Here is a 24,002-nt window from a genome sequence, read left to right as displayed (position 1 = left end):
GCGCCCCTTTCCCGTCGGGCGCCGAAGGTTCCATGCCGCAAGGGGCCGTGCAAGCGGCCGGGCGATCACCGTGCCGCGATCAGCGTCCCGGCCGCGAGAGGCCGGCAAGATCCATGCGCGGCTTCCAGGCCTCGAGCAGCACCAGCGCCGTCGCCACCACGAACAGGAAGTAGTTGCGGTCGACCGGCAGCGGGAAGGTGACGAACTTGCCGCCGAAGGCGAGCAGGAGGGCGAAGAGCAGCATCGCCGCCCGGCGCTCGAAGCGGACGCCGCCACGCACCAGCATCAGCCCGCCGACGATGAACACCAGCATCATGGCCGGCCAGTTGTAGTCGCGCACCGCAAGGACGACGCCGCGGAAAATGCCCTCGAGGTAGACCTTCAGGCTGAACTCGGGCGCAAAGCCGACCAGCGTGTTCTGGATCTCGATGTTGGAGAACACGAAGTGCGGCCACCAGCCGATGTGCCCGGCCGCCGCCGAGATCGCGAAATAGGCGGCGAGCGCCACGGCGAAGGTGACGGCGAGCGGCTTCACCGCCGTGCGGAAGGCAAGGGCAGCCAGCAGCAGCGCGAACAGAAGGATGATCGCGTCGACGCGCATCAGGAACATGGCGAGCAGCAGCGGCACGGCCGCCCAGTCACGCCCCTTGGCGAGGAGATAGAGCCCGGCGAGGCCGAGCGCCGCATAGGGCATGTCGGGGGTCGCGAGCAGCGCCATGTGGAAGAAGCCGCCGATCGCCATCACGGGGGCGAGCAGCAGGCCGGCCTGGGCGAAGCCGCGCCGGCTCATCCACCAGAACACGACGAGGCCGGCAGCGAGCGTCGAGAGCACGGCGATGATCTTGGTCGCGACGAAGGGGTCGGCGACGCCCGACAGCGCCCGGATCGCCGCGACATAGGCGGGCTTCACCCGGTACATCGGCAGCTGCGAGACGAAGCTCTCGGCGTTCGCGTACTGGTGCGCCTTGTACTCGTTCTCGGCGGTGAAGAAGTACCACTTGCCGGCCGGCGCGGCGTGCTTCTCGACCAGCGCGAAGGCATCGCGGTGGAGCGCGACCGGATCGCTGTAGTCCGGCTCCATGGCGACCGCGATGTAGGCCACCGTGTCCCAGTCGTAGAGCGGCTTCACCCAGGCGCCCGCCGCGCTGAAGCAGACGAAGGCGAGGAACACGACCTGCGCGAGGCGGGTCACGAGCGCCTCGCTCATCCAGCCGGCGACGAGGCGCCCGGCGGCGCCGACCACCGGCGCATCGACGGGCGCCGGTCGCGGCGGCGGAGGCTGGGTCAGGGCGGCGCGGAGGTCGGTGACGCTCATGGGGTCGTCTCCACCCGACCTCGGGCCTTGCGCCCTTGCGGTCGGCAGTCGTCGAGGGGCGAGCCTTCTCCCCGCGCGGGGAGAAGGTTGTTCTTGCCGAGGGATGCTGTCCGGTGGTCGCCGGTCAGTTGACCTGCGACATCAGGAAGTCCTTCACGATGCCGGTGATGCCGCGCGACAGGAGGTCGTCGAGGGCATCACAGAAGGCGTCGACGTGCTCGGCCTCGCAGATCAGCGGCGGCTCGAGGCGGATGACGTTGCGGTTGTACTCGGTGAAGGCGACGAGCACGCCGTAGTCGCGCAACAGGAGCGCGCCGATGAAGCCCGACAGCGAGCCCTTCAGCTTGTCGTCCAGCATCGCCACCATCGGCTTCAGCACCATCGGCAGCGTCTGCGAGAAGTCCTGGAACTCGAGGCCGACGAACAGGCCGCGGCCGCGCACTTCCTTGACGAGCTTCGGATGCTTCTGGCGGATCGCCTCCAGCCGCTGCAGCAGGTAGGCGCCCTGCTTCGCCGAGTTCTCGATCAGGTTCTCGTCGTAGAGGACGTTCAGCGTCTCGATCGCGGTGACGCAGGCTTCGCCGATGCCGCCGAAGGTGGCCTGGGCGTGGATCATCGCCGTCTTCGGCGAGCCGTAGGCCTTCATGTAGACCTCGCGGCGGGCGATCATCGCCGCCATCGCGGTCTTGCCGCCGCCGAGCGACTTTGCCAGCGCCGTCACGTCCGGCACCACGTTCTCGTATTCGAAGGCGTAGAACTTGCCCGAGCGGCCGACGCCGCACTGCACTTCGTCCGCGACCCAGAGCACGCCGTGCTTGTCGCAGAGCGCGCGCAGTTGCTTCCAGAAGCCCTCGGGGGCCTGGATGATGCCGCCGCCGCCCTGGATGGTCTCGAGCACGATCACGCCGATCGTCGGGTCGCTCTCGAAGGCCCGGCGGATCGCCTCGATGTCACCGAACGGCACCTTGACCGTATCGCCGACGAGGCGGAATTCGCCGCGGTAGAGCGGGCTGTCGGTGAGCGACAGCACGCCCTTGGTCTTGCCGTGGAACGAATTCTCCGCATAGACGATCTTCGGCCGCTTCGGGCCGGCGGCGCGCTCGGCGACCTTCACGGCCGCTTCCATCGCTTCCGAGCCGGTCGAGCCGAGGAAGACCATGTCGAGGTCGCCGGGCGAGATCTGGGCGAGGTTGTAGGCGAGCGCCGAGGCGTACTGCGACAGGAAGGCGATCGCGATCTCGTGGCGCTGCTCGTCCTGGAACTTCTGGCGGGCGGCGAGGATGCGCGGGTGGTTGTGGCCGAGCGCCAGCGAGCCGAAGCCGCCGAAGAAGTCGAGGATCTTCCGGCCGTTCTGGTCGATGTAGTACATGCCTTCGGCACGCTCGACCTTCACCCGGTTGAAGCCGAGCAGCTTCATGAAGTGGAGCTGGCCGGGGTTGATGTGGTCGCGGAACAGCTCCGTCATCTTCGGGAGGTCCATCGCCTTGGCGTCGTCGACGCTGAGCAGCGGCGGCTTCACGACGGGGGCGAGTTCGGCCGGCTCCTCGACGGGCAGGCGGTAAGCACGATCGAGCATCGGGTCTGTCCCTCCGGGACGGCAAGGCGTTGAACGGTTGGTTCGGGTTCGAAGTGTCGTGTCCGCAGCCGCGACGGGCGGCGGACCCAAGCCGGGGCGACGCGCCGCCGGCCGGTCAAATTTGGCGCGCTGCGGGCGGCGCCGACTGGCGCCGTCCGCGCGGCAAGGTCATTCCGCCGGAACGGCCGCGCCGGGTGCGTGGGCCGCGCCGGTCTTCTTGGCGCGGTACTCGCGGTAGGCGGCGATCAGCATGTCCTCGTCGCGATACTTCGCCACCCAGCCGAGGTCGCGCTCGGCCTTGGTGCAATCGAGGATGCACATCTCGTCGGCGATCAAATACTGCTCCGGGTCCATGATCGGCAGGTTGACGGCGTCGAGCAGGTCGAGCGTCTTCTTCACCGCCCAGGCCGGCGTCGGCACCAGGATCGACTTCGATCCGGCGAAGCGGATCAGGTCGCCGAGCAGCTTGCGCACCGGCGGCGGCTCGTTCGAACCGAGGTTGTAGGCCTCGTTCGGCACGCCCGCCTTCCAGGCGAGCCGCGCGGCTTCGGCGCAGTCGAACACCGAGATGAACTGGTAGGGGTTCTTGCCCGAACCGATCATCGGCACCGGCAGGTTCCAGTCGATCAGCTTGAACAGCTTGGCGAGGATGCCGAGCCGGCCCGGGCCGATGATCAGGCGCGGCCGGAACAGCGACACGCGCATGCCGCGGGTGCGCCACTCGGCGGCGAGTTCCTCGGTCTTCAGCTTCGAGAGGCCGTATTCGCCGAGCGGCACCGCCGGATGCTCTTCGGTCTGCGGCCAGCTGTAGGTGTGGCCGTAGATCATGTCGGTGGTGTAGTGCACCAGGCGGTCGGCGCCGGCGTCGCCCATCGCCTCCATGATGTTCTTCGTGCCGTAGAAATTCACGGGGAAGAAGAACTCGTGGCGCTCGGCGCGGGTGACGATCGGCGACAGCATCTTGGCCGACAGGTTGTAGACCATGTCGTCCGGCTTCAGGCCGACGGCCCGGACGGCCGCCGCATCGGTCACGTCGGTGTGGATGAAGCGGGCCTGCGCGTAATGCGGCAGTTCGCTCTTCACGATGTCGGCGACGACGACCTCTTCGCCATCGGCGACGAGCTTCTGCGCGAGATGACGACCGACGAAGCCGTCGCCACCATAGATGATGTGCCTCATTGGACTGCCTTCCGGGGGAGTTCGTGAGTGGTGGCATCAGCAGCGGCGACATCGTGCGAGGACGAGACGCCGCTCTGGGCGATGAGAACGGTGCCGAGGCAGATCAGGGCGATGCCGCCGATCCGGTAGGCGTTGAGGTCCTCGCCGAAGACGAAGAACGCGAAGGCCGCGACAGCGACATAGGCGAGGCTGAGGAACGGGTAGGCGAAGGAGAGCTCGACCCGCGACAGCACGAACAGGTGCGAGGCCATCGAGATGACGAACATCGTCAGGCCGGCGAACACCCAGGGCTGAAACAGGATCTGAAAGACGCGCTGGACCATCGTGTCGGCGCTGAACTGTAGCGCGCCGAGGTTCATCATGCCGTATTTCAGCATCACCTGCGCCGCCGCATTGGTCAGCACGGTGAAGAGAATGAATGGTAGATATTTCATCATTGCCGCCGCATCCCCGCACCCTGACACTGCCTCGAGCCCGTTGGCATCGAATTGAAGCGAATTTTACTGGAAACGTTTTTCGATTTTCCCAACTCGAACCAAAAATACTCGGATATCGAAGTAATTTTCCAGTAACTCTAATTTTTGACGTTACTCCGCCGCCTCGGCCAGCGGCCGTTCGGCGCCGAGTTGCAGCGCGGTGCGGCGCCAGAAATCCGAGAGGATCTTCGGGTCGCGCTGCGCTTCGAGCGTGCGCCAGTTCGGGAACGAAGCCGCGAAGGTCGCCGGCGACATGCGGGCGTCCTTGTAGGGATTGACCGCGCCGCCGGCGGCGACCGTGATCGCGTCGAGCTCGGCCATCAGCGCCAGCGTGCGCGGCCCGGCGTGCGGGAAATCGAGGGTCAGCGTGTAGCCGGCGCGCGGGAACGACAGCAGGCCCGGCGAGGGCACGTCGCCGAAGCGCTTCAGCACGGTGAGGAACGAGCCCTGCCCGTGCCGCGCGGCGCAGGAGAGCAGCTCGCGCACCGCCTCGCGGCCGCCGCGCTCCGGCACCACCGACTGATGCTGCATCAGCCCGCGCGGGCCATAGAGCCGGTTCCAGCCGATCACCCGGTCGAGCGGATAGAAATAGCTGTCCCAGCGCACGGTGGCTTCGCTGCGCCCCATCGGCGCGCGGCCGTAGTAGAGCGCGTTGAAGGCGGTCAGCGTCAGGCGGTTGAGTGCGCTCAACGGCGGGGTGAACGGCACGGTGCCGAGCGGCCGCGCCGGGGTGGCGTCGAGACCGCCCTCGGATGCGTGATCGCCGAGCATCAGCACGCCGCGGCCAAAGCGGTCGCCGCGGGCGAGCTGGTCGATCCAGGCGACCGAATACTCGTGGTCGTCGTCGTGCGCGTCGCTGAGCTCGAAATAGTCGTCCAGCCGCTCGAAGCGGTGGCTGACCTGGCGGATCGCCAGCGACGGCACCCGCATCAGCGTCAGCGCCACCTCGGTGATGATGCCGGTGAGCCCCATGCCGCCGATCGTGGCTGAGAACAGTGCCGCGTTGTCGGTCGGCGAACAGTCGGTCGTCGCGCGGTCCGAGCGCTCGAGCCGCAGCGACGCGACATGGCGGCCGAGGGTGCCGCGGCGGTGATGGTTCTTGCCGTGCACGTCGTTGGCGACGGCGCCGGCGATGGTGACGAAGCGGGTGCCGGGCGTCACCGGCAGGAACAGGCCGTACGGCGCGGCGGCCTCCGCGATCTGCCAGAGCATTACGCCCGGCTCGCAGCGGATGACGCCGGTTTCGGGATCGAGCCCGAGGATACGATTGCGGCCGCGCATGTCGACCAGCGCGCCGGCGCTGTTGAAACAGCTGTCGCCGTAGCTGCGGCCGTTGCCGTAGGGGAGCACGCTGCCGGCGGCGGTGCGCCAGCCGGCGAGCGCGATGCCGGTCTGCGCGGGGCCGCCGAGCCGGCCCCAGCTTTCGAAGCGCGGGCTCATCCGACGGTCGCCGTGAACACGAGGACGGCGCCGAGGGCGATGACGATCTGGCTGCGCCAGTCCTTCAGGATGAACACGACCGGGTCGTCGTGCATCTCCTCGCGGCGCGCCAGCACCCAGATGCGCATGGTGATGTAGAGCACCATCGGGCAGAGCGGCCACAGCAGCCACGGCTGGCCGTAGAGCTGGCGGACCTCGGCGCTGTCGATGTAGAGCGCCAGCACCAGCGTCGAGACGAAGGACGCCGCAAGGCCGCTGGTCATGATCACGTCGATGTCGGCCGGGCGGTAGCCGCGCCCCTCGATGCGGACTTCGGACTTCTCCTGGCCGCTGAGCTCGACGTAGCGCTTCACGAGGGCGAGGCCGAGGAAGAAGAACATCGAGAAGGAGAGCAGCCAGAACGACACCCCTGCCCCGGTCGCCGCGGCGCCGGCGAGAACACGCAGCGTGTAGAGGCTGGCGAGCGTGATGACGTCGACGAGCAGCATCCGCTTCAGCGACAGCGAATAGGCCGTGGTGATCACCGCGTAGACGCCGAGGGCCACGCCGAACAGCGGCGGCAGCAGTGTCGCAAGACCGATCGAAGCGGCGACGAGGACGACCGCGGTCTTGATCCCGGCAGAGACCGACAGCGTGCCGGCGGCGAACGGCCGGCGCCGCTTGGTCGCGTGGCGACGGTCGGACGAGAGGTCCATCAGGTCGTTGAGGATGTAGACGGCGGAGGCCGCAAAGCTGAAGGCGAAGAAGGCCGTCACCGCGGCGAGCACGGCGCCGAACTCGTCGTGCTGGTGCGCGAGGATCAGCGGCACGGCGATCAGCACGTTCTTCATCCACTGGTGGACGCGGATCGCCTTGATCAGCGGCTTCAGCAGCCCGGCCGGGTGGTCGATCAGGCCGGACGCGTTGCGCCGGCTCCAGCCGCGCGCCGTGCGGTCGGGCGCCACCACCGTGACCTGGCGGGCGTGCTCGAAGATCTCGATGTCCTCACGGCTGTTGCCGAAATAGTCGAAGCCGGCTTCGCCGAACTTGGCGACCAGCAGTTCGCGCTTGGCATGCGAGGTGAGGTTGACGTCGCCGTCGGTGGAAAAGACGCCGTCGAAGATGCCGAGGTGCTTTGCAACGCCCTCGGCGACCGTCTGGTGCGCACCGGTGGTGAGATAGATCCGGCGGCCGTTCGCGCGGCAGTCATGGAGCGCCGCCAGCACCTCGGGCCGGTAGGGCAGCAGCGCCGGGTCGAGCCGCGTGCGCAGGGCGACCTCGCGCTTCAGCCGCGCCTTGCCGTGCAGAAGCCAGTACGGCAGCAGGAACAGGAAGAGCGGATTGAGCTTCAAGAGCGCCAATACACCTTCGTGCAGCGTATCTGTCGCCACCAACGTGCCGTCGAGGTCGACGCAGCAGGGTATTGTCGTCAGTTCACCGACGCGTGCATCCATGATTCTGCCCCTGCACCACTCAGTCGAACCCGGACTTGCACATCCGGGCGATCGAAGACTTGAAAACGAGATGTCGTCGTATGCCCAGCTTCTACCACGCCAAGGCGGATCACCCGTTAACGAGTGCGGCGACAACCCGCGGCTGGGGCTTCGACTTGTTTCGGTGGTTAACGGGAGCAAAAGCCGATCACCGAATCTCGGCCCTATCGGGAAAGGCCCGGAAAGCGGCGATAGCCGACGCGTCGGAAAAATCTTCTCCGGCCGCTCCGCGCGGCGCCAACCTGTTCCAAGCCGCCGGAATCAATGGAATGGACCAACCCCACCAGCTTGGTAGAGAATACGACCATTGAGTTCACAGCGATGGAGCCATCGCCATGTCGGCCACCGATCAGTCGAGCACCGGGTCCCGCCGCCAGCGTTCCGCATCGCTGGGCGCGCGCGCCTACCGCATTCTCGACGTCGCGCTGGTCGCCGCCGCCTTCGCGGTCATCGTCGCAACCACCCTGGTCGGGGCCGGCGGCTTCTGACGGCGCGGATCCCTCTCCCATCATCCGGTTGACCGGCTGCCGGCGATCGACGACGGTGCGCAGGATCGGCGGCGCGGCGCAGCCCGCCCGCGACAACCGGGACCGGCATGAACCGACGCCAGATAGTGTGGCGAGCCCGCGGGCTCGGCTGGGGCCGCCGGCTGGCGGTGTTCGCGGCGCTCCTCGTCATCGAGGCCGATCTCGCGCATCGCATCGACCTCATCGACACGCCGACCCTGTTGGTCGCGCTCGGCGCAGCGCTCCTTGCAACCCTCGCCGCGCTGCTCGCGACCCTCGTCGCCTGGCGCGACATCTGGCGCGACGGGGCCTCCGGGTTCGGCCATTCGCTGCTGACGGGGGTGTTGGCGCTCGTGGTGCTGGCGCCGTTCGTCGCGGCGGGTGTCGGTCTCCGGCTCGCGCCGCCGGGGGCGATCGCCACCACCGATCCCGGCGACCCGCCGCCGCTGGCCGGCCGCCCGGTCGCCGCCGACGGCCGCGCCGTGATCGCGCCGGACGCGGCGATCTCCGGCCGGCGCTATCCGATGTCCTCCGTCGAGCTCTTCGCCGCCGCCCGCGCCGCGGCGCTCGAACTCGGCTGGACGATTCTCTCCGAGGACGAGCCCGGCGCCGAGGGGGACGCGGGCGGCTTTGCGGCCGAGACCCGAACGCTGCTGCTCGCCGTGCCGGCCGACGTCACGGTGCGGATCCGGCCGGCGCCGGGCGGCGCCCGCGCCGACCTCACCACGGCGTTCCGGATCGGCACGGTCGACGGCGGGCTGGGCCAGCGCCGGATCGACGATTTCTTCGCCGCCCTCGGCGAGGGCCTGCGCCGCCCGGCCGAGCAGTAGGCGCGCCCGCCGCGGCGTCCGGCCCCGGCGTCAGGCCCCGGAGTCAGGACAAACGGAACAGCGCGTCGAGGCCGGCCTGCGCGTCGCCCGCCGGTCCGGTGGCGCGCACGAGGCCGCGCTCGGCGAGATCGTCAAGATGGGCGAGCACCGACAGCGCCGCGGCACCGACGAGCTTCGGGTCGAGCCCGGCATAGACCCTCGCCACGATCGCCGGGATCTCCGCCGCGCCGCCCGCCACCGCATCGACGATCGCGGCCTCGCGCGCTTTGCGGTGCGCCCGCAGCCCGGCGATGAAGCCCGCCCCGTCGGCGACGATGCCGCCGTGGCCGGGCAGCAGGCGGGTCGGCCCGAGTGCCTCCAGCCGGTCCAGCGAGCGCATGTAGTCGGCCATCGCGCCATCCGGCGGCGCGACGATCGTCGTCGACCAGCCCATGACATGGTCGCCCGAAAAGACGAGATCGCTGCCGGCGAGCGCGAAGGCGAGGTGGTTGGCGGTGTGGCCGGGCGTCGCCAGCGCGGTGAATTCGCCGGCGGCGGTCGGCAGCCGGTCGCCGTCGCCAAGCAACAGGTCGGGCCGGAAATCCCGGTCGGCGGAGGCTTCGGTCTGCGCCGTCGCCGCCAGCGGCCGCGCCGGCCGGTGCGGCCCCTCGCCGACCAGCATCGCCCCCGTCGCCCGCGCCAGCGCCGCGGCGCCCGGCGAATGGTCGCGGTGGGTGTGCGTCACCAGGATATGGCTCACCGGCCGGCCGCCGATCGCCGCCAGCAGCTCGGCAAGGTGCTGCTCGTCCGCCGGCCCTGGGTCGATCACCACCAGTTCCGAGGTGCCGATCAGCCAGCTGTTGGTGCCGCGGAAGGTGAACGGCCCGGCGTTGCGCGCCGTCAGCCGCCGCACCCCCGGCGCCACCTCGACGGCGACGCCATAGTCGGGCTCGAACGCCCGGTCGAAAACAAGCTGCTGGATCGCCAAGACACCCCTCCCGTCGGCCGAGCATAGCCCGCCGCCGACGCGGCGGCACCCACCCGATCGCCGCAGCCGGACGTCGCTGTTTCAGCCCGCGCTGGCCGTCACCGCCGGGATGATCTCCTCGGCCAGCAGCGCATGCAGGTCGCGGACGTAGCCGGTGCGGCCGGAGGGGCTGGCGGGGTCGGAGGTGATCACCACCGAAAGGCCGAGGTGCGGCACGACGTAGACCATCTGGCCGCCGTAGCCCCAGCCGTAATGGACCGGCCGATCCGCTGGACCCATCTGGAACCAGCCGTAGCCATAGGCGTGGCCGGTGTGCGGCGAGCGCGCCTGCGGCACGAAGGCGGCGTCGATCCAGGCCTTCGAGACGACGCGCCGGCCCTCGAACTCACCGCCGGCCAGCGTCATCCGGGCAAAGCGCAGCAGCGCCTCGGGCGACAGCGTCATGTCGTTGCCGCCGAAATAGAGCCCCTGCGGGTCGCGCGGCCAGGGCGAGATGGTGATGCCGAGCGGCTCGCCGAGCCACTCGCGCGCGAGCTGCAGCAGCGTGCGGTCGGTGCGGCGGACGAGGAGTGCGCCGAGGACGTGCGAGTTGCCGGTCGAATAGAGCATCCGTCCGCCCGGCTCGTCGACGAACGGCCGGCCGAGCGCGAAGCGCACCCAGTCGGTGCTCGCCGTCCAGCGGCCGTAGTTGGCGCCCGAGGTGCGCTCCAGCCCGCTGCGCATCGCCAGGAGATGGCCGACCGTGACGCGCTCCAGTCGTGGATCGGGGGATTTCGGAAGCTTGTCGCGGAAGTGCGGCGCGATGGGCTCGTCGACGCCTTTCAGATGCCCGCGGTCGATAGCGATGCCGACCAGCGTCGCGAGGATCGTCTTCGACACCGATTTCACATTCACCGCCCGCTCCGGCGCCGGCCCGGACAGCGTCTCGCTGAGCACCATGGTGCCGCCCCGGTCGACCAGCACCGTACGCAGCTGCGGATACTGCCGCGCCGCGGCAACGACGTCGGAAAACTGGGGCTGAACGGCGCCAAACGCCGGGCGGGTGGCGGCGAAGCCGATCAGCCCCGCGGAGGCAAGCAACAGGCGACGGCGATCGATCAACGGCATCGAGGGTCCTTCCGGCAATGAGGACTCATCGTCGACCGCGCGATGTGGCAAAGCCGAGGCGGGACGCCGTCGTCGCGATCAATTTCGCGTGCACCGCGGCAGACTTTGTACGGACAAGCACTTGCCCTGCGCCGCCCGGCGTGGTGAAGCAGGACGGCAACGGAGGTGCATCGGCTTGGGCATACTCATCGGGTTCGGCCTCGTCGCGACGGTGTTCCTCACCTCCGCCCTCTCCGGCGTGTTCGGCATGGCCGGCGGGCTGGTGCTGCTCTGGGTGCTGCTGCTGGCGCTGCCCGCCACCGCGGCGATGGCGGTGCACGGCGTGATCCAGTTCGCCGCCAACGGCTCGCGCGCCGTGATGTCGCGGCGCTACGCCGACTGGCATATTCTCGGCTTTGCCATCTCGGGGCTCGCCGGCGCCACGCTGCTGCTGCTCGTCGTCGACTACACGCCCGACGTTCGCCTCGTCTCGATCGTCGTCGGGCTGATGCCGATTCTCGTCTGGATCCCGGCGCACTGGTTCACGCTCGACGCCTCACGCCCGCCGCAGGCCGTCGTCTGCGGCTTCATCGGCGGCGCGCTGACGCTGACGGTGGGCGTCGCCGGGCCGACGGTGGACGTGTTCTTCATCCGCACCCAGCTCGACCGCCGCACGGTGATCGCCACCAAGGCGGCGCTGCAGGTGATCTCGCACGGCGTGAAGGTTGCGTTCTACTGGCGCTCGGCCTCGGTGCTCGGCATGACCGAGGCCGGCGCCATCGCGCTCTCCCTCCCCTTCGCCATCGCCGGCACCGCCGCCGGCCACGCCATCCTGCAACGCATCACCGACGCCAATTTCCGCCGCTGGGTGCGCTGGGTGGTGACGGTGATCGGGGCGATTTATTTGACGCGGGGGCTGATGCTGACGTTCGGGGGGTGAAAGCCATCAGGCGGTTCGCCAGACCGGCGATAGACTGTCGTTTCGCGTGAACGATACGTTGTGATCGTCATGGTCCGCGCAGGCGGACCATCCACGAGGGCCAAAAACTCAGTCCGGCCGGCATTTGCACCTACGCCGAGCCCGATCACTTCTTTAAAAATACACGAGACGCCGCTTCGTGGATGGTCCGCCTGCGCGGACCATGACGTCCAGCACGGCTGTCCCGCTTTAGCCAACGGCAGAGGTCGGTGCACCCGGCCTCGCCCTTCGAGACAGCCGCTGCGCGGCTTCCTCAGGATGAGGCCTCCGAGGTTTTNTGCAGTCACTTGTCCTTTTCCCTCATCCTGAGGAAGCCGCGCAGCGGCTGTCTCGAAGGGCGAGGGAAAAGCCGGGGCGCCGGCGAACTTCCGGGTTCTTCCAATCGTCGCAGCCATTCAACGGATGCAAAGGCAGTTGAACCGCAGAGCTGCTGCGTCCATCGAGACTGTCGGCCGACCAAGCGCGAGGGAACCTTGACGCCGAGCACACGTCACCAGCCGCTCGGCGGCGCTGGGCGTTCGACAGATATCAGTAGGAAAAATGGTCGGAGTGGTGTGATTCGAACACACGACCCCCTCGTCCCGAACGAGGTGCGCTACCAGGCTGCGCTACACTCCGACTCTCTGGTGGCCGGGGTTATAGCCGCGCGACCGGGGGGCCGCAAGGGGGATTTTCGGGTTCGGCGCATCGATGGCGGTGGCGAGAAAAACCAAGGGCTTGGCCGCCGAGACATGGGTGGCGAGGCGACATCCGCCCCGCCCGCTCAGCGCGGTTTCCGCCGCTCGAACGGCATCATCAGCAGGCGGGCGAGGCCGAGGCGCTGCGGGTCGCGGTGCTCGGAGAGGCCGATGGTCATGCCGGCGTGGCCTGCGGCAGGCTGCTCGACCATCGTGCCGAAGAGGCGATCCCAGACCGAGAGGAAGAAGCCGTAGTTGGAATCGGTCTCGGCGGGGATCACCGAATGATGCACCCGGTGCATGTCCGGCGTAACCACGACGCGGCGCAGCAGCCGGTCGAGGCCGGCCGGCAGGCTGAGGTTGGCGTGGCTGAACACGGAGGCGGCGTTGAGCACCGCCTCGAAGGCGATCACCGTCCACGGGTCGATGCCGAGCGCCAGGACCACGACGACCTTCCACAGCGCGGAGAGCAGGATCTCCACCGGGTGAAAGCGGGTGCCGGTGGTGAGGTCGACCTCGAGGTCGGCGTGGTGCACCTGGTGCAGGCGCCAGAACAGCGGCACGCGGTGGCTCGCGACATGCTGCAACCAGACGGCGAAGTCGAGCACGAGGAAGCCGATCGGCGCCGCGATCAGCATCGGTACGCCGGCGAGATGGAAAAGTCCGATGCCGTTCGCCTCGGCATAGAGCGCGGCGGCAAGCGCCGCGGCCCCCAGCGTCAGCCGCTGCACCACGACGTCGAGGATCAGGATCGAGATATTGACCCGCCAGCGCGCCCAGCGCCCCGGCCCCGGCACCCGCTTCGGCAATGCCCATTCGGCCGCGGCGACGGCGGCGAAGACGCCGAAGAAGATCGCAAACCTGATCGCCGCTTCCATGCCTGGGTTCGATGCTCCGCGGGCGCCCTGCCCATACGGCCGCCCGACACCTCACCTAGCGCTGCGCGGGGTGGTCCGCCAGCCGGGCGAATGGCCTGCACGGGGAAGTGACCGGGGCATTGCCGCCCCGCGTCGTCTGCCACGCGGTCGTCGCGGTGCCGTTCTGCGCAGCCTGCGGTCTTCCACCGCCCGGCTCCTGGAGGTTGCGCTCTCGGTTCGCCGACTCGACCTTTCGGCGCCTCGACCAGACCTCTCGGCTCAACGCCTCAACCTCTCCACACGTCATCCCCGCGAAAGCGGGGATCCAACTCTCGGCGGGCTGGGCGAAGATGGGGCGGCACGACCGTGCCGCATCGGCAATGCCGCTCCCGCGGAGAGTTGGATCCCCGCTTTCGCGGGGATGACGACCCTAGAGGTGGGAACCCGGCCCCGCGCGGCCCGAGAGGAAGGCCCCCGGCCCCGCGCGGACGGAGAGGGGTGGAACCCGGCCCCGCGAGTTCCGGCAAGGCCCACGGTGGATCCCGCTCCACGGCCCGCCCCGCTCGCCCCTCCCCGCGCAGGATTGCCCCGCCCCGCCCCGGAACGCTTGCACGGCGGCATCGCGCGATTGTATAGGCACTGTCGTCCGGCCGCCGCCAAGGCGGCACCCGGCAATGGGGCGTCGCCAAGTGGTAAGGCAGCGGTTTTTGGTACCGCCATTCCCAGGTTCGAATCCTGGCGCCCCAGCCAGCCCGGCAAGGCACCGCTCCGGGTCTCCCAGTCTGCTGCGCGACGGCACCGGCGCCTGACATTCGGCCACGTCCTGAGGCCGATGCCCGCGGATTGCCCATCCGTCCCCCTGCCCAAATCAGCTGCCGCAGGCTAGACTCCCCCGCACTGTACTATCGTTCAGCAACGAGGCCCGCCCATGCCGCTCACCAATGCCCAGGCCCGCGATCTCGCCGCCGTGGTCCATCCCTATACGCCGCTGCACAAGCTGCGCGAGGTCGGGCCGCTGGTGATGGGGCATGGCAAGGGGATCTACGTCTACGATACCCAGGGCAAGGAATACATCGAGGGGATGGCCGGGCTCTGGTGCACCGGGCTCGGCTTCGGCAACGAGGAACTGGTCGACGCCGCAACGGAGCAGATGCGCAAGCTGCCCTACTACCACCTGTTCGGTGGCAAGGGCATGGAGCCGGCGGTCGAGCTCGCCGAGAAGCTGAAGGAGATCGCGCCCTGCCCGGTCGACAAGGTGCTGTACTGCTCGTCGGGCTCGGAGGCGAACGACACCCAGATCAAGCTCGCCTGGTACTACAACAACGCCCGGGGCAAGCCGGAGAAGAAGAAGATCATCAGCCGGGTGAAGGCCTATCACGGCGTCACCGTGATGTCGGCGTCGCTGACCGGCCTGCCGAACAACCACCGCGACTTCGACCTGCCCGTCGCCTCGGTGCGCCACACCGACTGCCCGCAGTACTACCGCTTCGCCACTGAGGGCGAGAGCGAGGCGGAGTTCGTGGCGCGGCTCGCGGCGAACCTGCGCAGCATGATCGAGACCGAGGGCCCCGAGACCATCGCCGCGATGATCGCCGAGCCGGTGATGGGCGCCGGCGGCGTGATCATCCCGCCGGAGGGCTATTTCGCCGCGATCCAGCCGATCCTCGAGGAGCATGACATCATGCTGATCGACGACGAGGTGATCTGCGGTTTCGGGCGCACCGGCAACTGGTTCGGCGCGACGACGCTCGGCATGAAGCCGCACACGGTGTCGGTGGCGAAGCAGATGACCTCGGCCTACGCGCCGCTCGGCGCGCTGCTGTTGCCGGCCTTCATCACCGACATGCTGGAGCAGCAGTCGGCGAAGATCGGCACCTTCGGTCACGGCTTCACCTATGGCGGCCATCCGCTCGGCTGCGCCATCGCCGTGAAGACGCTCGAGATCTACCAGCGGATGGACATCGTCGGCCACGTCCGCCGCATCGCGCCGCTGTTCGAAAAGCGCATCAAGGCGCTTGCCGACCATCCCCTCGTCGGCAACGTCCGCTCCGTTGGCCTCGTCGGCGGCGCCGAACTCGTCGCCGACAAGGCGACGAAGCGTTCGTTCGAGCCGGCGAAGACGGTCGGCGCCATCGTCGCGCGCTACGGCGAGGCGCACGGCGTCATCGTGCGCGCGATCGGCGACACCATCGCCTTCTGCCCGCCGATGATCATCACCGAGCCGGAGATCGACGAGATGTTCGACCGGGTCGAGAAGGCGCTCGCCGACGGCGAGGCGCACGTCGCCCGTGAAGATCTTCGCACTGCAGCATGATGAACCATCGCCTTCCGCGGCGCTTGCCGAGCCGCGGAAGGCGAATTGATTCTGCCGCACCGCACCAATATTTCCGCGCTGCGGCCTAGTCCATTCATTCTACCATCGCCGCTGCGGCATTTTGCATGCATTGCGCCGGCTCACTGCTTGAGACAAAATAAAGTCTCATTCTCGGGATGGGAATGACATTGCGAGCGGTTCGAGTTTCTTCTCTCGAACGCGTGATCGCGGTAAACTTGTCCTGCGCCGCCAAGGTCTTGGCGAAGTCCCCACGATCGGCGCCGCGTTGATTTGGATGTGTGTCATGCATATGCCTCCGGCGGACGAAAAGGATCGTCCCCAGCAGCAGCAGCAACAGCAGTCGAAGCTCGATCTGACCGGCAAGTACCGGAGCATCGGTATCTCGGCCGTCAACGCCGTATCGCTGTTCAAGGGCCGCAAGCCTGCGAAGATCGACCGGCAGATGCTGAAGTTCGAGGATCGCGACGACGGCTGAGGCCGGTCGCGCAGGCGTCATTTGATTGCGAACGGGTCCGGTGCGGCACATTCCGCCGCAGAACACCGAAAGACCCGTCTGGAGCCGGCAGCGCCGGCTCGAGAGCTTCAGCCGTCCCGGGCCTCTTCCGTGCCTCGCCCGGGCCGGTCGTTCCGAAGATCGGCCCCGCTCAGGGATAGAGCCGCGCCCGTGTCCAGTCGCCGTCGGGGGCCGGCCGCGTGAACAGCACGCGGTCGTGCAGGCGGAAGGCGCCGTCCTGCCAGAACTCGATGGCGAGCGGCAGCACACGAAAGCCCGACCACCACTCCGGACGCGGGATGCGGCCGATGGCGTGGCGCGCGGTGAACTCCGCCACCGCCTTTTCCAGCGCGAACCGGCTTTCCAGCGGCCGCGACTGCTTCGAGGCCCAAGCGCCGATGCGGCTGCCGCGCGGCCGGGTGTCATAGTAGGCGTCGGCCTCTTCCGGCGTCACGTCCTCGACGAGGCCGCGCACGCGCACCTGGCGCCGGCGCGATTTCCAGTGGAACAGCAGCGCGGCTTTCCGCGACGCGATCAGTTCCCGCCCCTTGGCGCTGCCGAGGTTGGTGTAGAACACGAAGCCGGCGCCATCGAAGCCCTTGAGCAGCACCATGCGCAGGTTGGGCAGGCCGTCCGCGTCGACGGTGGCGAGCGCCATGCCGTTCGGATCGTTGATCTCGGTCTCGGTCGCCTCCGCCAGCCAGCGGGCGAAGAGATCGAACGGCTCCTGCTCGGCGGTGAAGTCTGCGGCGACCGCTCCGGTCCCGGCGTCCTCGGCCATGATTGTCCCCGAATCACTTTGCCGGCCGGAACGGCCGGCCGCGCGCCTGATATAGGGCCGCGCCGCGGCGCTGGAAACTCCACCGCTATCCGGAGTATCCTCGACGCGACTCCCCGAGCGCCGTGCGGCCGCGGATCCGAAACGGCCGCCATGCGCTCTGGATTTTTTTCCTAGGTCCGCCTACATGCGCAGCGCGGTGCGGCCGGGCGGGGTATGCTCCGGCCGGGCATCGCAGTCCCCTGCGACCTTCCGCAAGTCCGAGGTTTTGAAGTTCCATGCGCGATCCCTACGACGTCCTGGGCGTGGCGCGCGGCGCCAGCGAGGCCGACATCAAGAAGGCCTATCGCAAGCTCGCCAAGGTGCACCACCCCGACCAGAACACCAGCGACCCGAAGGCCGCCGAGCGCTTCGCCGAGGTGAACTCCGCCTACGAGATCGTCGGCGACGCCGACAAGCGCAAGAAATTCGACGCCGGCGAAATCGACGCCGAGGGCAAGCCGCGCTTCACCGGCTTCGACGGCATGGGCGGTGGCGGGGGCCGACGCCGCACGGCCGGCGCCGGTGACTTCGGCGGCCGCTCGGCCGACGACATCCTCAACGACGTGTTCGGCGACGCCTTCGCGGGCTTTGCCCGCGGCGGCAAGGCGCGGCGCGGCGGCGGCGGTTTCGACTTCGACGGCGGCCGCGAACAGCCGTCCGCGGCGGCCGGCGCCGGCAAGGGCACCGACGTCACCGTGACGGTGAAGGTGCCGCTCGCCGACATCGTCGGCTCGGGCAAGGCGCGGGTCGAGCTTCCCTCCGGCAAGGTGCTCAACGTCACCCTGCCCGCCGGCTTCGAGCCGGGCCAGCCGATGCGCCTCAAGGGCCAGGGCAACCCCGGCACGCCGCCCGGCGACGCCATCGCCGTGCTGGTGCACGAGCCGCACCCGCTGTTCCGCCCCGATGGCAGCAACCTGCGCCTCGACCTGCCGCTCAGCCTCGACGAGGCGGTGCTGGGGGCGCGCATCCGGGTGCCGACGCTGGAAGGCTGGGTCGATCTCGCGATTCCCGCCGGCACCACCGGCGCCCGCGCCATGCGCCTGCGCGGCCGCGGGCTGCCGACCCGGGCAGGCGGGCGCGGCGACCTGCTCGTCACCCCGCGCATCGTGCTGCCCGACGGCGCCGACGGCGGCCTCGAGCAGCTGATGACGCGCTGGCGCGAGATGAAGCCCTACGACCCGCGCGGGCCGGAGTTTAAGGAAAGCTGAGGCGCGGCCGGGCGCCCTACCCTCACCCCGCCGCCGCCAGCACGGCGTCCGCATCGGCGATCGTCCGCGCGCCGTGCGTCACCGCGAGGCGCAACGCCGCGGCGTGCGGCAGCCGTGTCGCGGCGAAGACGCGGGCGACGACGCGGCGGGTCTCGCTGCCGCCCGCCGCCGATTGCAGCAGGTAGATCGCGCCCGCGACGGTGCCGAACAGGGCGAGGAAGTCGCTCGCCCCGGTCAGCGCCTCGGCGGTGCGCTCTTCGGCCAGCGCCCGCGTCAGCCAGCTCGCCGCAAAGGTCAGGTCGCCGATGGCGGTGGAGGCGAGATCGGCGATGCCGTCGAGTTCGGCGTCGTGGCCGCGGCAGTCGGCGACGATGCCGCGCAGCTCGGCGACATAGTCGCGGAAGGCGGCGCCTTCGGCGAGCGTCAGCTTGCGGGTGACGAGGTCGATCGCCTGGATGCCGTTGGTGCCTTCGTAAATCTGGAAGATGCGCGCGTCGCGCAGGTGCTGCGCCGCGCCGGTCTCCTCGATGTAGCCCATGCCGCCGTGCACCTGCACGCCGATCGAGGCGACCTCGAAGCCGGCGTCGGTGGCGAACGCCTTGGCGACCGGCGTCAACAGCGCCGCCCGCACCGCCCAGCCCGGCCGCTCGGCCTCGGGCGCCGCCCGCTCCATGTCGATGGCGAAGGCGAGCGCATAGGCAATCGCCCGGCTGGCGTCGGTCAGCCCGCGCATGGTGAGCAGCATGCGCTTCACATCCGGATGCTCGGCGATCGGGCTCATCCCGGCGCCGGGCGCAGCGTCCGGGGCGCGGCCCTGGCGGCGCTCCGCGGCGTAGGCGGCGGCGCGCTGGGTGGCGCGCTCGGCGACGCCGACCCCCTGGATCGCCACGGCGAGGCGGGCGTTGTTCATCATCGTGAACATCGCGGCGAGACCGCGGTTCTCCGCGCCAACCAGCCAGGCGGTAGCGCCCCCCGCATCGCCGAACACCATGGTGCAGGTCGGCGAGGCGTGGATGCCGAGCTTGTGCTCGAGGCCGGCGACCGCGATGTCGTTGCGCACGGTCGGCCGCCCCGCCTCATCGGGGAGGAACTTCGGCGCGAGGAATAGCGAGATGCCGCGCGTGCCGGCCGGGGCATCGGGCAGCCGCGCCAGCACGAGATGGACGATGTTCTCGGCCATGTCGTGGTCACCATAGGTGATGTAGATCTTCTGGCCGAACAGCCGGTAGCTGCCGTCGTCGCGGCGCTCGGCGCGGGTGCGCAAGGCGCCGAGATCCGAGCCCGCCTGCGGCTCGGTGAGGTTCATGGTGCCGGTCCAGCGTCCCTCAACGAGCGGCAGCAGGTAGCGCGCCTTGAGTTCCGGAGAGGCATGCCGCTCCAGCGCCTCGATCGCGCCGCCCGTCAGCACCGGGCAGATCGCAAACGCCGGACAGGCGGCGTTCCACATGTCGTAGACCGCCATGTTGAGCATCAGCGGCAGCCCCTGGCCGCCATGCTCGGTCGGCGCGGCGAGACCGTTCCAGCCGCCGGCCGTCCAGTCGGCATAGGCGGCGGCAAAGCCCGGCGCCGTCGTGACGGTGCCGTTGTCCAGCCGCGCGCCGGCGCGGTCGCCGGGCTGGTTCAGCGGCGCGAGGCGCTCGGTGGCGAAGCGCCCGGCTTCGGCGAGAATGGCGCTGACGACGTCCGCGGAGAGATCGGGAAAATGGCCCCGCTCCAGCGCGCGGTCGAGCCCGGCGACCCGGTTGAGCATGTCGGCGATCGATTCGACCGGGGCCCTGAACTGCATCTCTTTCCACTCCACCTGCTGGTCGCCCGCCGGGCGGCGCGCCGTCCCGTCGGCCGATGGCTTGACCGGCCTCGCCCACGGCGTCAAACAACGCCGACAGGCCGCCCGGCGCGACGACACCCGGACGGCGAGGAGACCAGACCGGATCGTGACCACGGCCGCAACCCCCCGAACGATCCTCGCCGCCGCCGACGATGCCGCGATCGCGGTGGCGGCGGCCCATCTCGCCGCCGGAGACCTCGTCGCCTTTCCGACCGAAACCGTCTACGGCCTCGGCGGCGATGCGACCAACGGGCGCGCCGTCGCCGGTATCTATGCGGCCAAGGGGCGCCCGTCGTTCAACCCGCTGATCGTGCACCTGCCGTCGGCGGAGGCCGCGGCACGCTTCGCCGTGTTCGACCCGCGCGCCGCGCGGCTCGCCGCCGCCTTCTGGCCCGGCGCGCTGACGCTGGTGCTGCCGAAGCGGAACGACGCCGGCCTCTCCGACCTCGTCACCGCCGGCCTCGGCAGCGTGGCGCTCCGGGTGCCCGACCATGAAGTCGCCCGCGCCCTGCTGCAGGCTTCCGGCCGGCCGCTCGCAGCCCCGAGCGCCAACCGCTCCGGCCACGTCAGCCCGACCACGGCCGCCCATGTCGCCGCCGATCTCGACGGCCGCATCGCGATGATCCTCGACGGCGGGCCGACCGCCGTCGGCCTCGAATCGACCATCCTCGACCTCACCGGCCCCGTCGCTCGCCTGCTACGGCACGGCGGCATCGACCGGGCGGCGCTGGAGGCGGTGCTCGGCGCGCCCCTCGATGATACGCCGGTGACCGACGACGTCGCCCCCGTCGCGCCCGGGCTGCTGTCCTCGCACTACGCCCCCGCCGCCCGGGTCCGCCTCGATGCTGCGGCGCCCCGGCCGAGCGAAGCCTTCCTCGGTTTCGGCCCGCTGCCCGCCGGGGTCACGGGCCCCGCCGAAACACTCAGCGCCACCTTCGACCTCACCGAGGCCGCCGCCAACCTCTTCGCCGCCCTGCGCCGGCTGGATGCCGCCGGCGCCGCCACCATCGCCGTCGCGCCGATCCCCGCGCACGGCCTCGGCGAAGCCATCAACGACCGCCTCCGCCGCGCCGCGGCGCCGAGGGAGGGCGGGGGGTGATGGCGGGGTGGCCGCTAGCTTGCGACGATGCAGTTGGAAACATCCCTCCCCCTTGTGGGGCTGCGGCGCAGGCGGAGGAGACCCGCGGCTCCGAAGCAGGGGTGGCCCGGCCGGAGGCCGGGTCGGGAGGGGTGCAGCGGTTCACCAAACACTACCGTTCGAAACTCGCGGAGAGGCCGTACCCCTCCCGGCTCGCTCCGCGAGCCACCCTCCCCACAAGGGGGAGGGATGTGCCCCCTCTACGGCTCGGCGAAGCCATCAACGTCCGTCTGTGCCGCACTGCGGCGCCAAGGCGGGGCGAGGAGCGACAGCGGGGGTGGAGGGGTGGCGGCTTGCTTGCGACGATGCGGCTGGAAAAATCCCTCCCCCTCGTGGGGCTGCAGGGCAGGCGGAGGAAACCCGCGGCTCCGAAGCAGGGGTGGCCCGGCCGAAGGCCGGGTCGGGAGGGGTGGGGCCACAATCCTCTCCGCCGTCATCCCCGCGAAAGCGGGGATCCAACTATCCGCGGGACGGGTGCCCCTGGATAGGACGGTTCTCAACCGAGAGCTCGCATGCACGGCGCGTTGGATCCCCGCTTTCGCGGGGATGACGGCCCAGACAAGGGTCGATGCATCGCCCACCGCGCCGCCGGGCGCTCCGCCGCCAGTCTGTTCCGCCCCCCCCAACGACGAAAGCCGCGGACGATGTCCGCGGCTTTCGCAAATTCAGGTCCGTTCAGCCAACCTCGCCCCGGGATCTCCCCGGCGCCGGTCGCTCAGCGGGTGGTGCGGCGGCGCTGCTGGCCGAGGCCCATCTTCTTGGCGAGCTCGGAGCGCGCCGCGGCGTAGTTCGGGGCGACCATCGGGTAGTCGGCCGGCAGGCCCCACTTCTCGCGGTACTCTTCCGGCGAGAGGTTGTAGTGCGTGCGCAGGTGACGCTTCAGCGACTTGAACTTCTTGCCGTCCTCGAGACAGATGATGTAGTCCGGCGTGACCGACTTCTTCAGCGGAACCGCCGGCTTGACGGGCTCCGGCTCGGATTCGACCGGGCCGCCGTGGACGCGGTTCAGCGCTCCCACGACTTCGAAAATCAGCGACGGGAGTTCCGACGCAGGAACCGTATTGTTGCTCACATAGGCGGCAACAATCTCGGCGGCCAAATCGATCACGGCTCCGTTATCGCTCATATCGGTCATCTCGCGCTTGATCCTTGCTGTTGGTAAACCTGCCCGCCGGTTCTGGAAACCATGACCGGGCAGAAAAGCACTCTGAGGTGCCGCCGCCTCGACATTCGCGCATCAGGCGTGGACCTGCGCTTATTTGGCGTTGCTTCGAAGTAGCGCTTTCTGCTTGAGAAGACAAGACCTCGAGGCATGGTTTTCTGTTGTTTCGACCGAATTTCCACCCGATCGAAAGCTGTTCGGCCACAATTGGAGGATTTGGCGCGTCGATCCAGCGAATAGGCGGATAGTCGGGCTGCGGAAAGCCGCGGAATTTGGCAGTTCCGGCTGCAATCGCGCCGGATCGCCCTCGGGCCGGCGACCACGGCGAGTCGAAACCGCCATGCGCAACAAGCATGGCCGCATTTCACCAGACGCGCAGCCGAACGAACCACTGCCCGGGCGATCTGTCAGCCGGGCTCGTTCTCGGCCGCGGCGGCGCTGCGCCGCTGGCGGCGCAGGGCGGGGCCATAGGCGTCGAGCCGGGTCGAGGGGTCCGGCTTGTAGCCGGCGAGATAGGCCGCCCGCGACAGGAGATGCGCCGCGACGGGGGCCGTCAGCAGCAGGAACACGATCGCCGCGAGGCAACGGATCGCGACGCCGAGGTCGCCGGCATAGACCGCGACGGCGAGCAGCAGCAGGCCGGAGCCGACCGTGCCGGACTTACTCGCCGCATGCATGCGCGTGTAGACATCGGGAAAGCGCAGCACGCCGACCGCCCCGAAGAAGGCGAATCCGCCGCCCGCCAGCAGCAGCAACCCAACCAGGATGTTCTGCAGGAGTTCCATCAACGTGCCTTTCCGCCGGGTCGGCGCGTCGCCGGTGCGCCGCGCACCTCCGCCTGCCGGGGTTTCGCCACCTTTTCGCCGGGCGCCGCATCACCCGCCTTGCCGCGGGTCAGCACGAAACGCGCGAAGGCGACGGTGGCGAGGAAGCCGACGAGGCCGAGGGCGATCGCGATGTCGATGTAGAGATAGAAGCCCGACTTGATGCCGATGGTGGCGATGAAGCCGATACCGATCGCGACCAGCATGTCGAGCGCGGCGATCCGGTCCGGCAGCGTCGGGCCGAGCAGGATGCGCAGCACGACCATCAGGAAGGCGAGGACGAGCAGTCCCAGCGTGACGGCGAGGCAGAAGTCGAGAAAGCCGGCCGCAATCATCGGAACGTCTCCAGGATCTTCGCCTCGAAGCTGTTGCGGATATCCGCGATCGCCGCATCGACGTCGGGAACGTCGATGGCGTGGATGAAGATGGTCTTGCGGTCGTCGGAGACGTCGACGCTCATGGTGCCCGGCGTCAGGGTGATGAGGTTCGCCAGCAGCGTGATCTCGAAGTCGCGGTCGACGGTGAGCGGATAGGCGAAGAAGCCGGGATTGAGCCGCATGTCGCGACGCATCAGCACCTTGGCGACCTTGATCGCCGACAGCATCAGCTCGCGCAGGAACATGCCGATCAGCCCGAAGATCAGGCGGGTGCGGCGGAGATAGCCGATCTGGCCGACCGGTTCGCGCACCACGTAGAGCACGAGCACGGAGAGCAGGAAGCCGAGCACGAGGTTGGCCGGCGAGAAGCTCTCGGTGATCGTCGCCCAGAGCAGCATGAAGACGAGGTTGGCGAGGCGCAGGCCGTTCATGGTTGGCTCCCGCGGATCAGGATGGG

The 24,002-nt window shown here is 69.3% G+C and carries 23 protein-coding genes and 2 tRNA genes; 9 read left to right on the top strand and 16 right to left on the bottom strand.

Features of this window, described 5'->3' with window-relative positions:
* Positions 1-79 precede the first annotated feature (79 nt).
* From I5731_RS04775 to I5731_RS04750, 6 genes are all read right to left on the bottom strand, one after another.
* Positions 80-1,315: a hypothetical protein gene (locus tag I5731_RS04775; RefSeq protein WP_197310229.1), complete on the bottom strand. Its 1,236-nt coding sequence runs from the start codon at positions 1,313-1,315 to the stop codon at positions 80-82.
* A gap of 124 nt (positions 1,316-1,439) precedes the next feature.
* Positions 1,440-2,891 (bottom strand): aspartate aminotransferase family protein, encoded by a 1,452-nt coding sequence (locus I5731_RS04770; RefSeq protein WP_197310228.1) that lies wholly within the window; start codon positions 2,889-2,891, stop codon positions 1,440-1,442.
* A gap of 168 nt (positions 2,892-3,059) precedes the next feature.
* The gene (locus I5731_RS04765) at positions 3,060-4,070 is read right to left on the bottom strand and encodes an NAD-dependent epimerase/dehydratase family protein (protein WP_197310227.1); all 1,011 of its coding nucleotides are present in this window, start codon (positions 4,068-4,070) and stop codon (positions 3,060-3,062) included.
* Positions 4,067-4,504 (bottom strand): DMT family transporter, encoded by a 438-nt coding sequence (locus tag I5731_RS04760; protein ID WP_197310226.1) that lies wholly within the window; start codon positions 4,502-4,504, stop codon positions 4,067-4,069. The genes I5731_RS04765 and I5731_RS04760 overlap by 4 nt, the downstream gene beginning before the upstream one ends.
* Positions 4,505-4,657: 153 nt before the next feature.
* Positions 4,658-5,986: an FAD-binding oxidoreductase gene (locus I5731_RS04755; protein WP_197310225.1), complete on the bottom strand. Its 1,329-nt coding sequence runs from the start codon at positions 5,984-5,986 to the stop codon at positions 4,658-4,660.
* Positions 5,983-7,419, bottom strand: a complete 1,437-nt coding sequence (locus I5731_RS04750) for a UbiA family prenyltransferase (protein WP_197310224.1) — start codon at positions 7,417-7,419, stop codon at positions 5,983-5,985. Before I5731_RS04750 ends, I5731_RS04755 begins: the two co-directional genes overlap by 4 nt.
* Positions 7,420-7,499: 80 nt before the next feature.
* Here I5731_RS04750 and I5731_RS04745 point away from each other — a divergent pair, with 80 nt between their 5' ends.
* From I5731_RS04745 to I5731_RS04735, 3 genes are all read left to right on the top strand, one after another.
* Complete coding sequence (locus I5731_RS04745; protein WP_197310223.1) at positions 7,500-7,769, top strand: hypothetical protein; 270 nt, start codon at positions 7,500-7,502, stop codon at positions 7,767-7,769.
* A 24-nt stretch (positions 7,770-7,793) separates the two neighbouring features.
* Positions 7,794-7,946, top strand: coding sequence for a hypothetical protein (locus tag I5731_RS04740; protein WP_197310222.1), 153 nt, complete (start codon positions 7,794-7,796; stop codon positions 7,944-7,946).
* Between the two features lie 125 nt (positions 7,947-8,071).
* Positions 8,072-8,794 (top strand): DUF1499 domain-containing protein, encoded by a 723-nt coding sequence (locus I5731_RS04735; RefSeq protein ID WP_197310221.1) that lies wholly within the window; start codon positions 8,072-8,074, stop codon positions 8,792-8,794.
* Between the two features lie 43 nt (positions 8,795-8,837).
* Here the strand turns inward: I5731_RS04735 and I5731_RS04730 are convergent, their stop codons facing one another.
* Both I5731_RS04730 and I5731_RS04725 read right to left on the bottom strand, forming a co-directional pair.
* A complete protein-coding gene (locus I5731_RS04730) occupies positions 8,838-9,755 on the bottom strand; it encodes an MBL fold metallo-hydrolase (RefSeq protein ID WP_197310278.1) in 918 nt (305 codons plus the stop codon).
* Between the two features lie 87 nt (positions 9,756-9,842).
* Entirely contained in the window at positions 9,843-10,868 is a 1,026-nt protein-coding gene (locus tag I5731_RS04725) for a serine hydrolase domain-containing protein (RefSeq protein WP_197310220.1), read from the bottom strand.
* A gap of 175 nt (positions 10,869-11,043) precedes the next feature.
* On the opposite strand from I5731_RS04725, the gene I5731_RS04720 reads away from it, so the two are divergent.
* The gene (locus I5731_RS04720) at positions 11,044-11,787 is read left to right on the top strand and encodes a TSUP family transporter (protein WP_197310219.1); all 744 of its coding nucleotides are present in this window, start codon (positions 11,044-11,046) and stop codon (positions 11,785-11,787) included.
* A gap of 580 nt (positions 11,788-12,367) precedes the next feature.
* Here the strand turns inward: I5731_RS04720 and I5731_RS04715 are convergent.
* Together I5731_RS04715 and I5731_RS04710 are read right to left on the bottom strand one after the other, a co-directional pair.
* Positions 12,368-12,444 (bottom strand) — tRNA-Pro (locus I5731_RS04715).
* A gap of 145 nt (positions 12,445-12,589) precedes the next feature.
* Positions 12,590-13,381: a sterol desaturase family protein gene (locus tag I5731_RS04710; RefSeq protein WP_197310218.1), complete on the bottom strand. Its 792-nt coding sequence runs from the start codon at positions 13,379-13,381 to the stop codon at positions 12,590-12,592.
* 654 nt (positions 13,382-14,035) lie between these two features.
* On the opposite strand from I5731_RS04710, the gene I5731_RS04705 reads away from it, so the two are divergent.
* The 3 genes from I5731_RS04705 (at position 14,036) to I5731_RS04695 (ending at position 16,170) form a co-directional block, all read left to right on the top strand.
* Positions 14,036-14,110 (top strand) — tRNA-Gln (locus tag I5731_RS04705).
* Between the two features lie 178 nt (positions 14,111-14,288).
* The gene (locus I5731_RS04700) at positions 14,289-15,674 is read left to right on the top strand and encodes an aminotransferase (RefSeq protein ID WP_197310217.1); all 1,386 of its coding nucleotides are present in this window, start codon (positions 14,289-14,291) and stop codon (positions 15,672-15,674) included.
* A gap of 304 nt (positions 15,675-15,978) precedes the next feature.
* Entirely contained in the window at positions 15,979-16,170 is a 192-nt protein-coding gene (locus I5731_RS04695) for a hypothetical protein (RefSeq protein ID WP_197310216.1), read from the top strand.
* Positions 16,171-16,339: 169 nt separating this feature from the next.
* On the opposite strand, the gene pdxH is transcribed toward I5731_RS04695, so the two are convergent.
* Entirely contained in the window at positions 16,340-16,969 is a 630-nt protein-coding gene (gene pdxH / locus I5731_RS04690) for a pyridoxamine 5'-phosphate oxidase (RefSeq protein WP_197310215.1), read from the bottom strand.
* Positions 16,970-17,244: 275 nt separating this feature from the next.
* On the opposite strand from pdxH, the gene I5731_RS04685 reads away from it, so the two are divergent.
* Complete coding sequence (locus tag I5731_RS04685) at positions 17,245-18,216, top strand: DnaJ C-terminal domain-containing protein (protein ID WP_197310214.1); 972 nt, start codon at positions 17,245-17,247, stop codon at positions 18,214-18,216.
* 22 nt (positions 18,217-18,238) lie between these two features.
* Here I5731_RS04685 and I5731_RS04680 read toward each other — a convergent pair whose 3' ends face one another.
* Entirely contained in the window at positions 18,239-20,002 is a 1,764-nt protein-coding gene (locus I5731_RS04680; protein WP_197310213.1) for an acyl-CoA dehydrogenase, read from the bottom strand.
* Positions 20,003-20,150: 148 nt separating this feature from the next.
* On the opposite strand from I5731_RS04680, the gene I5731_RS04675 reads away from it, so the two are divergent.
* Entirely contained in the window at positions 20,151-21,143 is a 993-nt protein-coding gene (locus tag I5731_RS04675; RefSeq protein WP_328838160.1) for an L-threonylcarbamoyladenylate synthase, read from the top strand.
* Between the two features lie 754 nt (positions 21,144-21,897).
* On the opposite strand, the gene I5731_RS04670 is transcribed toward I5731_RS04675, so the two are convergent.
* The 4 genes from I5731_RS04670 to I5731_RS04655 form a co-directional block, all read right to left on the bottom strand.
* Entirely contained in the window at positions 21,898-22,317 is a 420-nt protein-coding gene (locus tag I5731_RS04670; RefSeq protein ID WP_197310211.1) for a MucR family transcriptional regulator, read from the bottom strand.
* 434 nt (positions 22,318-22,751) lie between these two features.
* Entirely contained in the window at positions 22,752-23,129 is a 378-nt protein-coding gene (mnhG, locus tag I5731_RS04665) for a monovalent cation/H(+) antiporter subunit G (protein ID WP_197310210.1), read from the bottom strand.
* Complete coding sequence (locus tag I5731_RS04660) at positions 23,129-23,503, bottom strand: cation:proton antiporter (protein ID WP_197310209.1); 375 nt, start codon at positions 23,501-23,503, stop codon at positions 23,129-23,131. Before I5731_RS04660 ends, mnhG begins: the two co-directional genes overlap by 1 nt.
* Positions 23,500-23,976: a Na+/H+ antiporter subunit E gene (locus I5731_RS04655; RefSeq protein ID WP_197310208.1), complete on the bottom strand. Its 477-nt coding sequence runs from the start codon at positions 23,974-23,976 to the stop codon at positions 23,500-23,502. Before I5731_RS04655 ends, I5731_RS04660 begins: the two co-directional genes overlap by 4 nt.
* Positions 23,977-24,002 lie beyond the last annotated feature (26 nt).

The sequence above is a fragment of the Methylobrevis albus genome, from assembly GCF_015904235.1.
Taxonomy (GTDB): Bacteria; Pseudomonadota; Alphaproteobacteria; order Rhizobiales; family Pleomorphomonadaceae; genus Methylobrevis_A; species Methylobrevis_A albus.
This window is presented reverse-complemented; position numbering and strand designations above follow the sequence as displayed.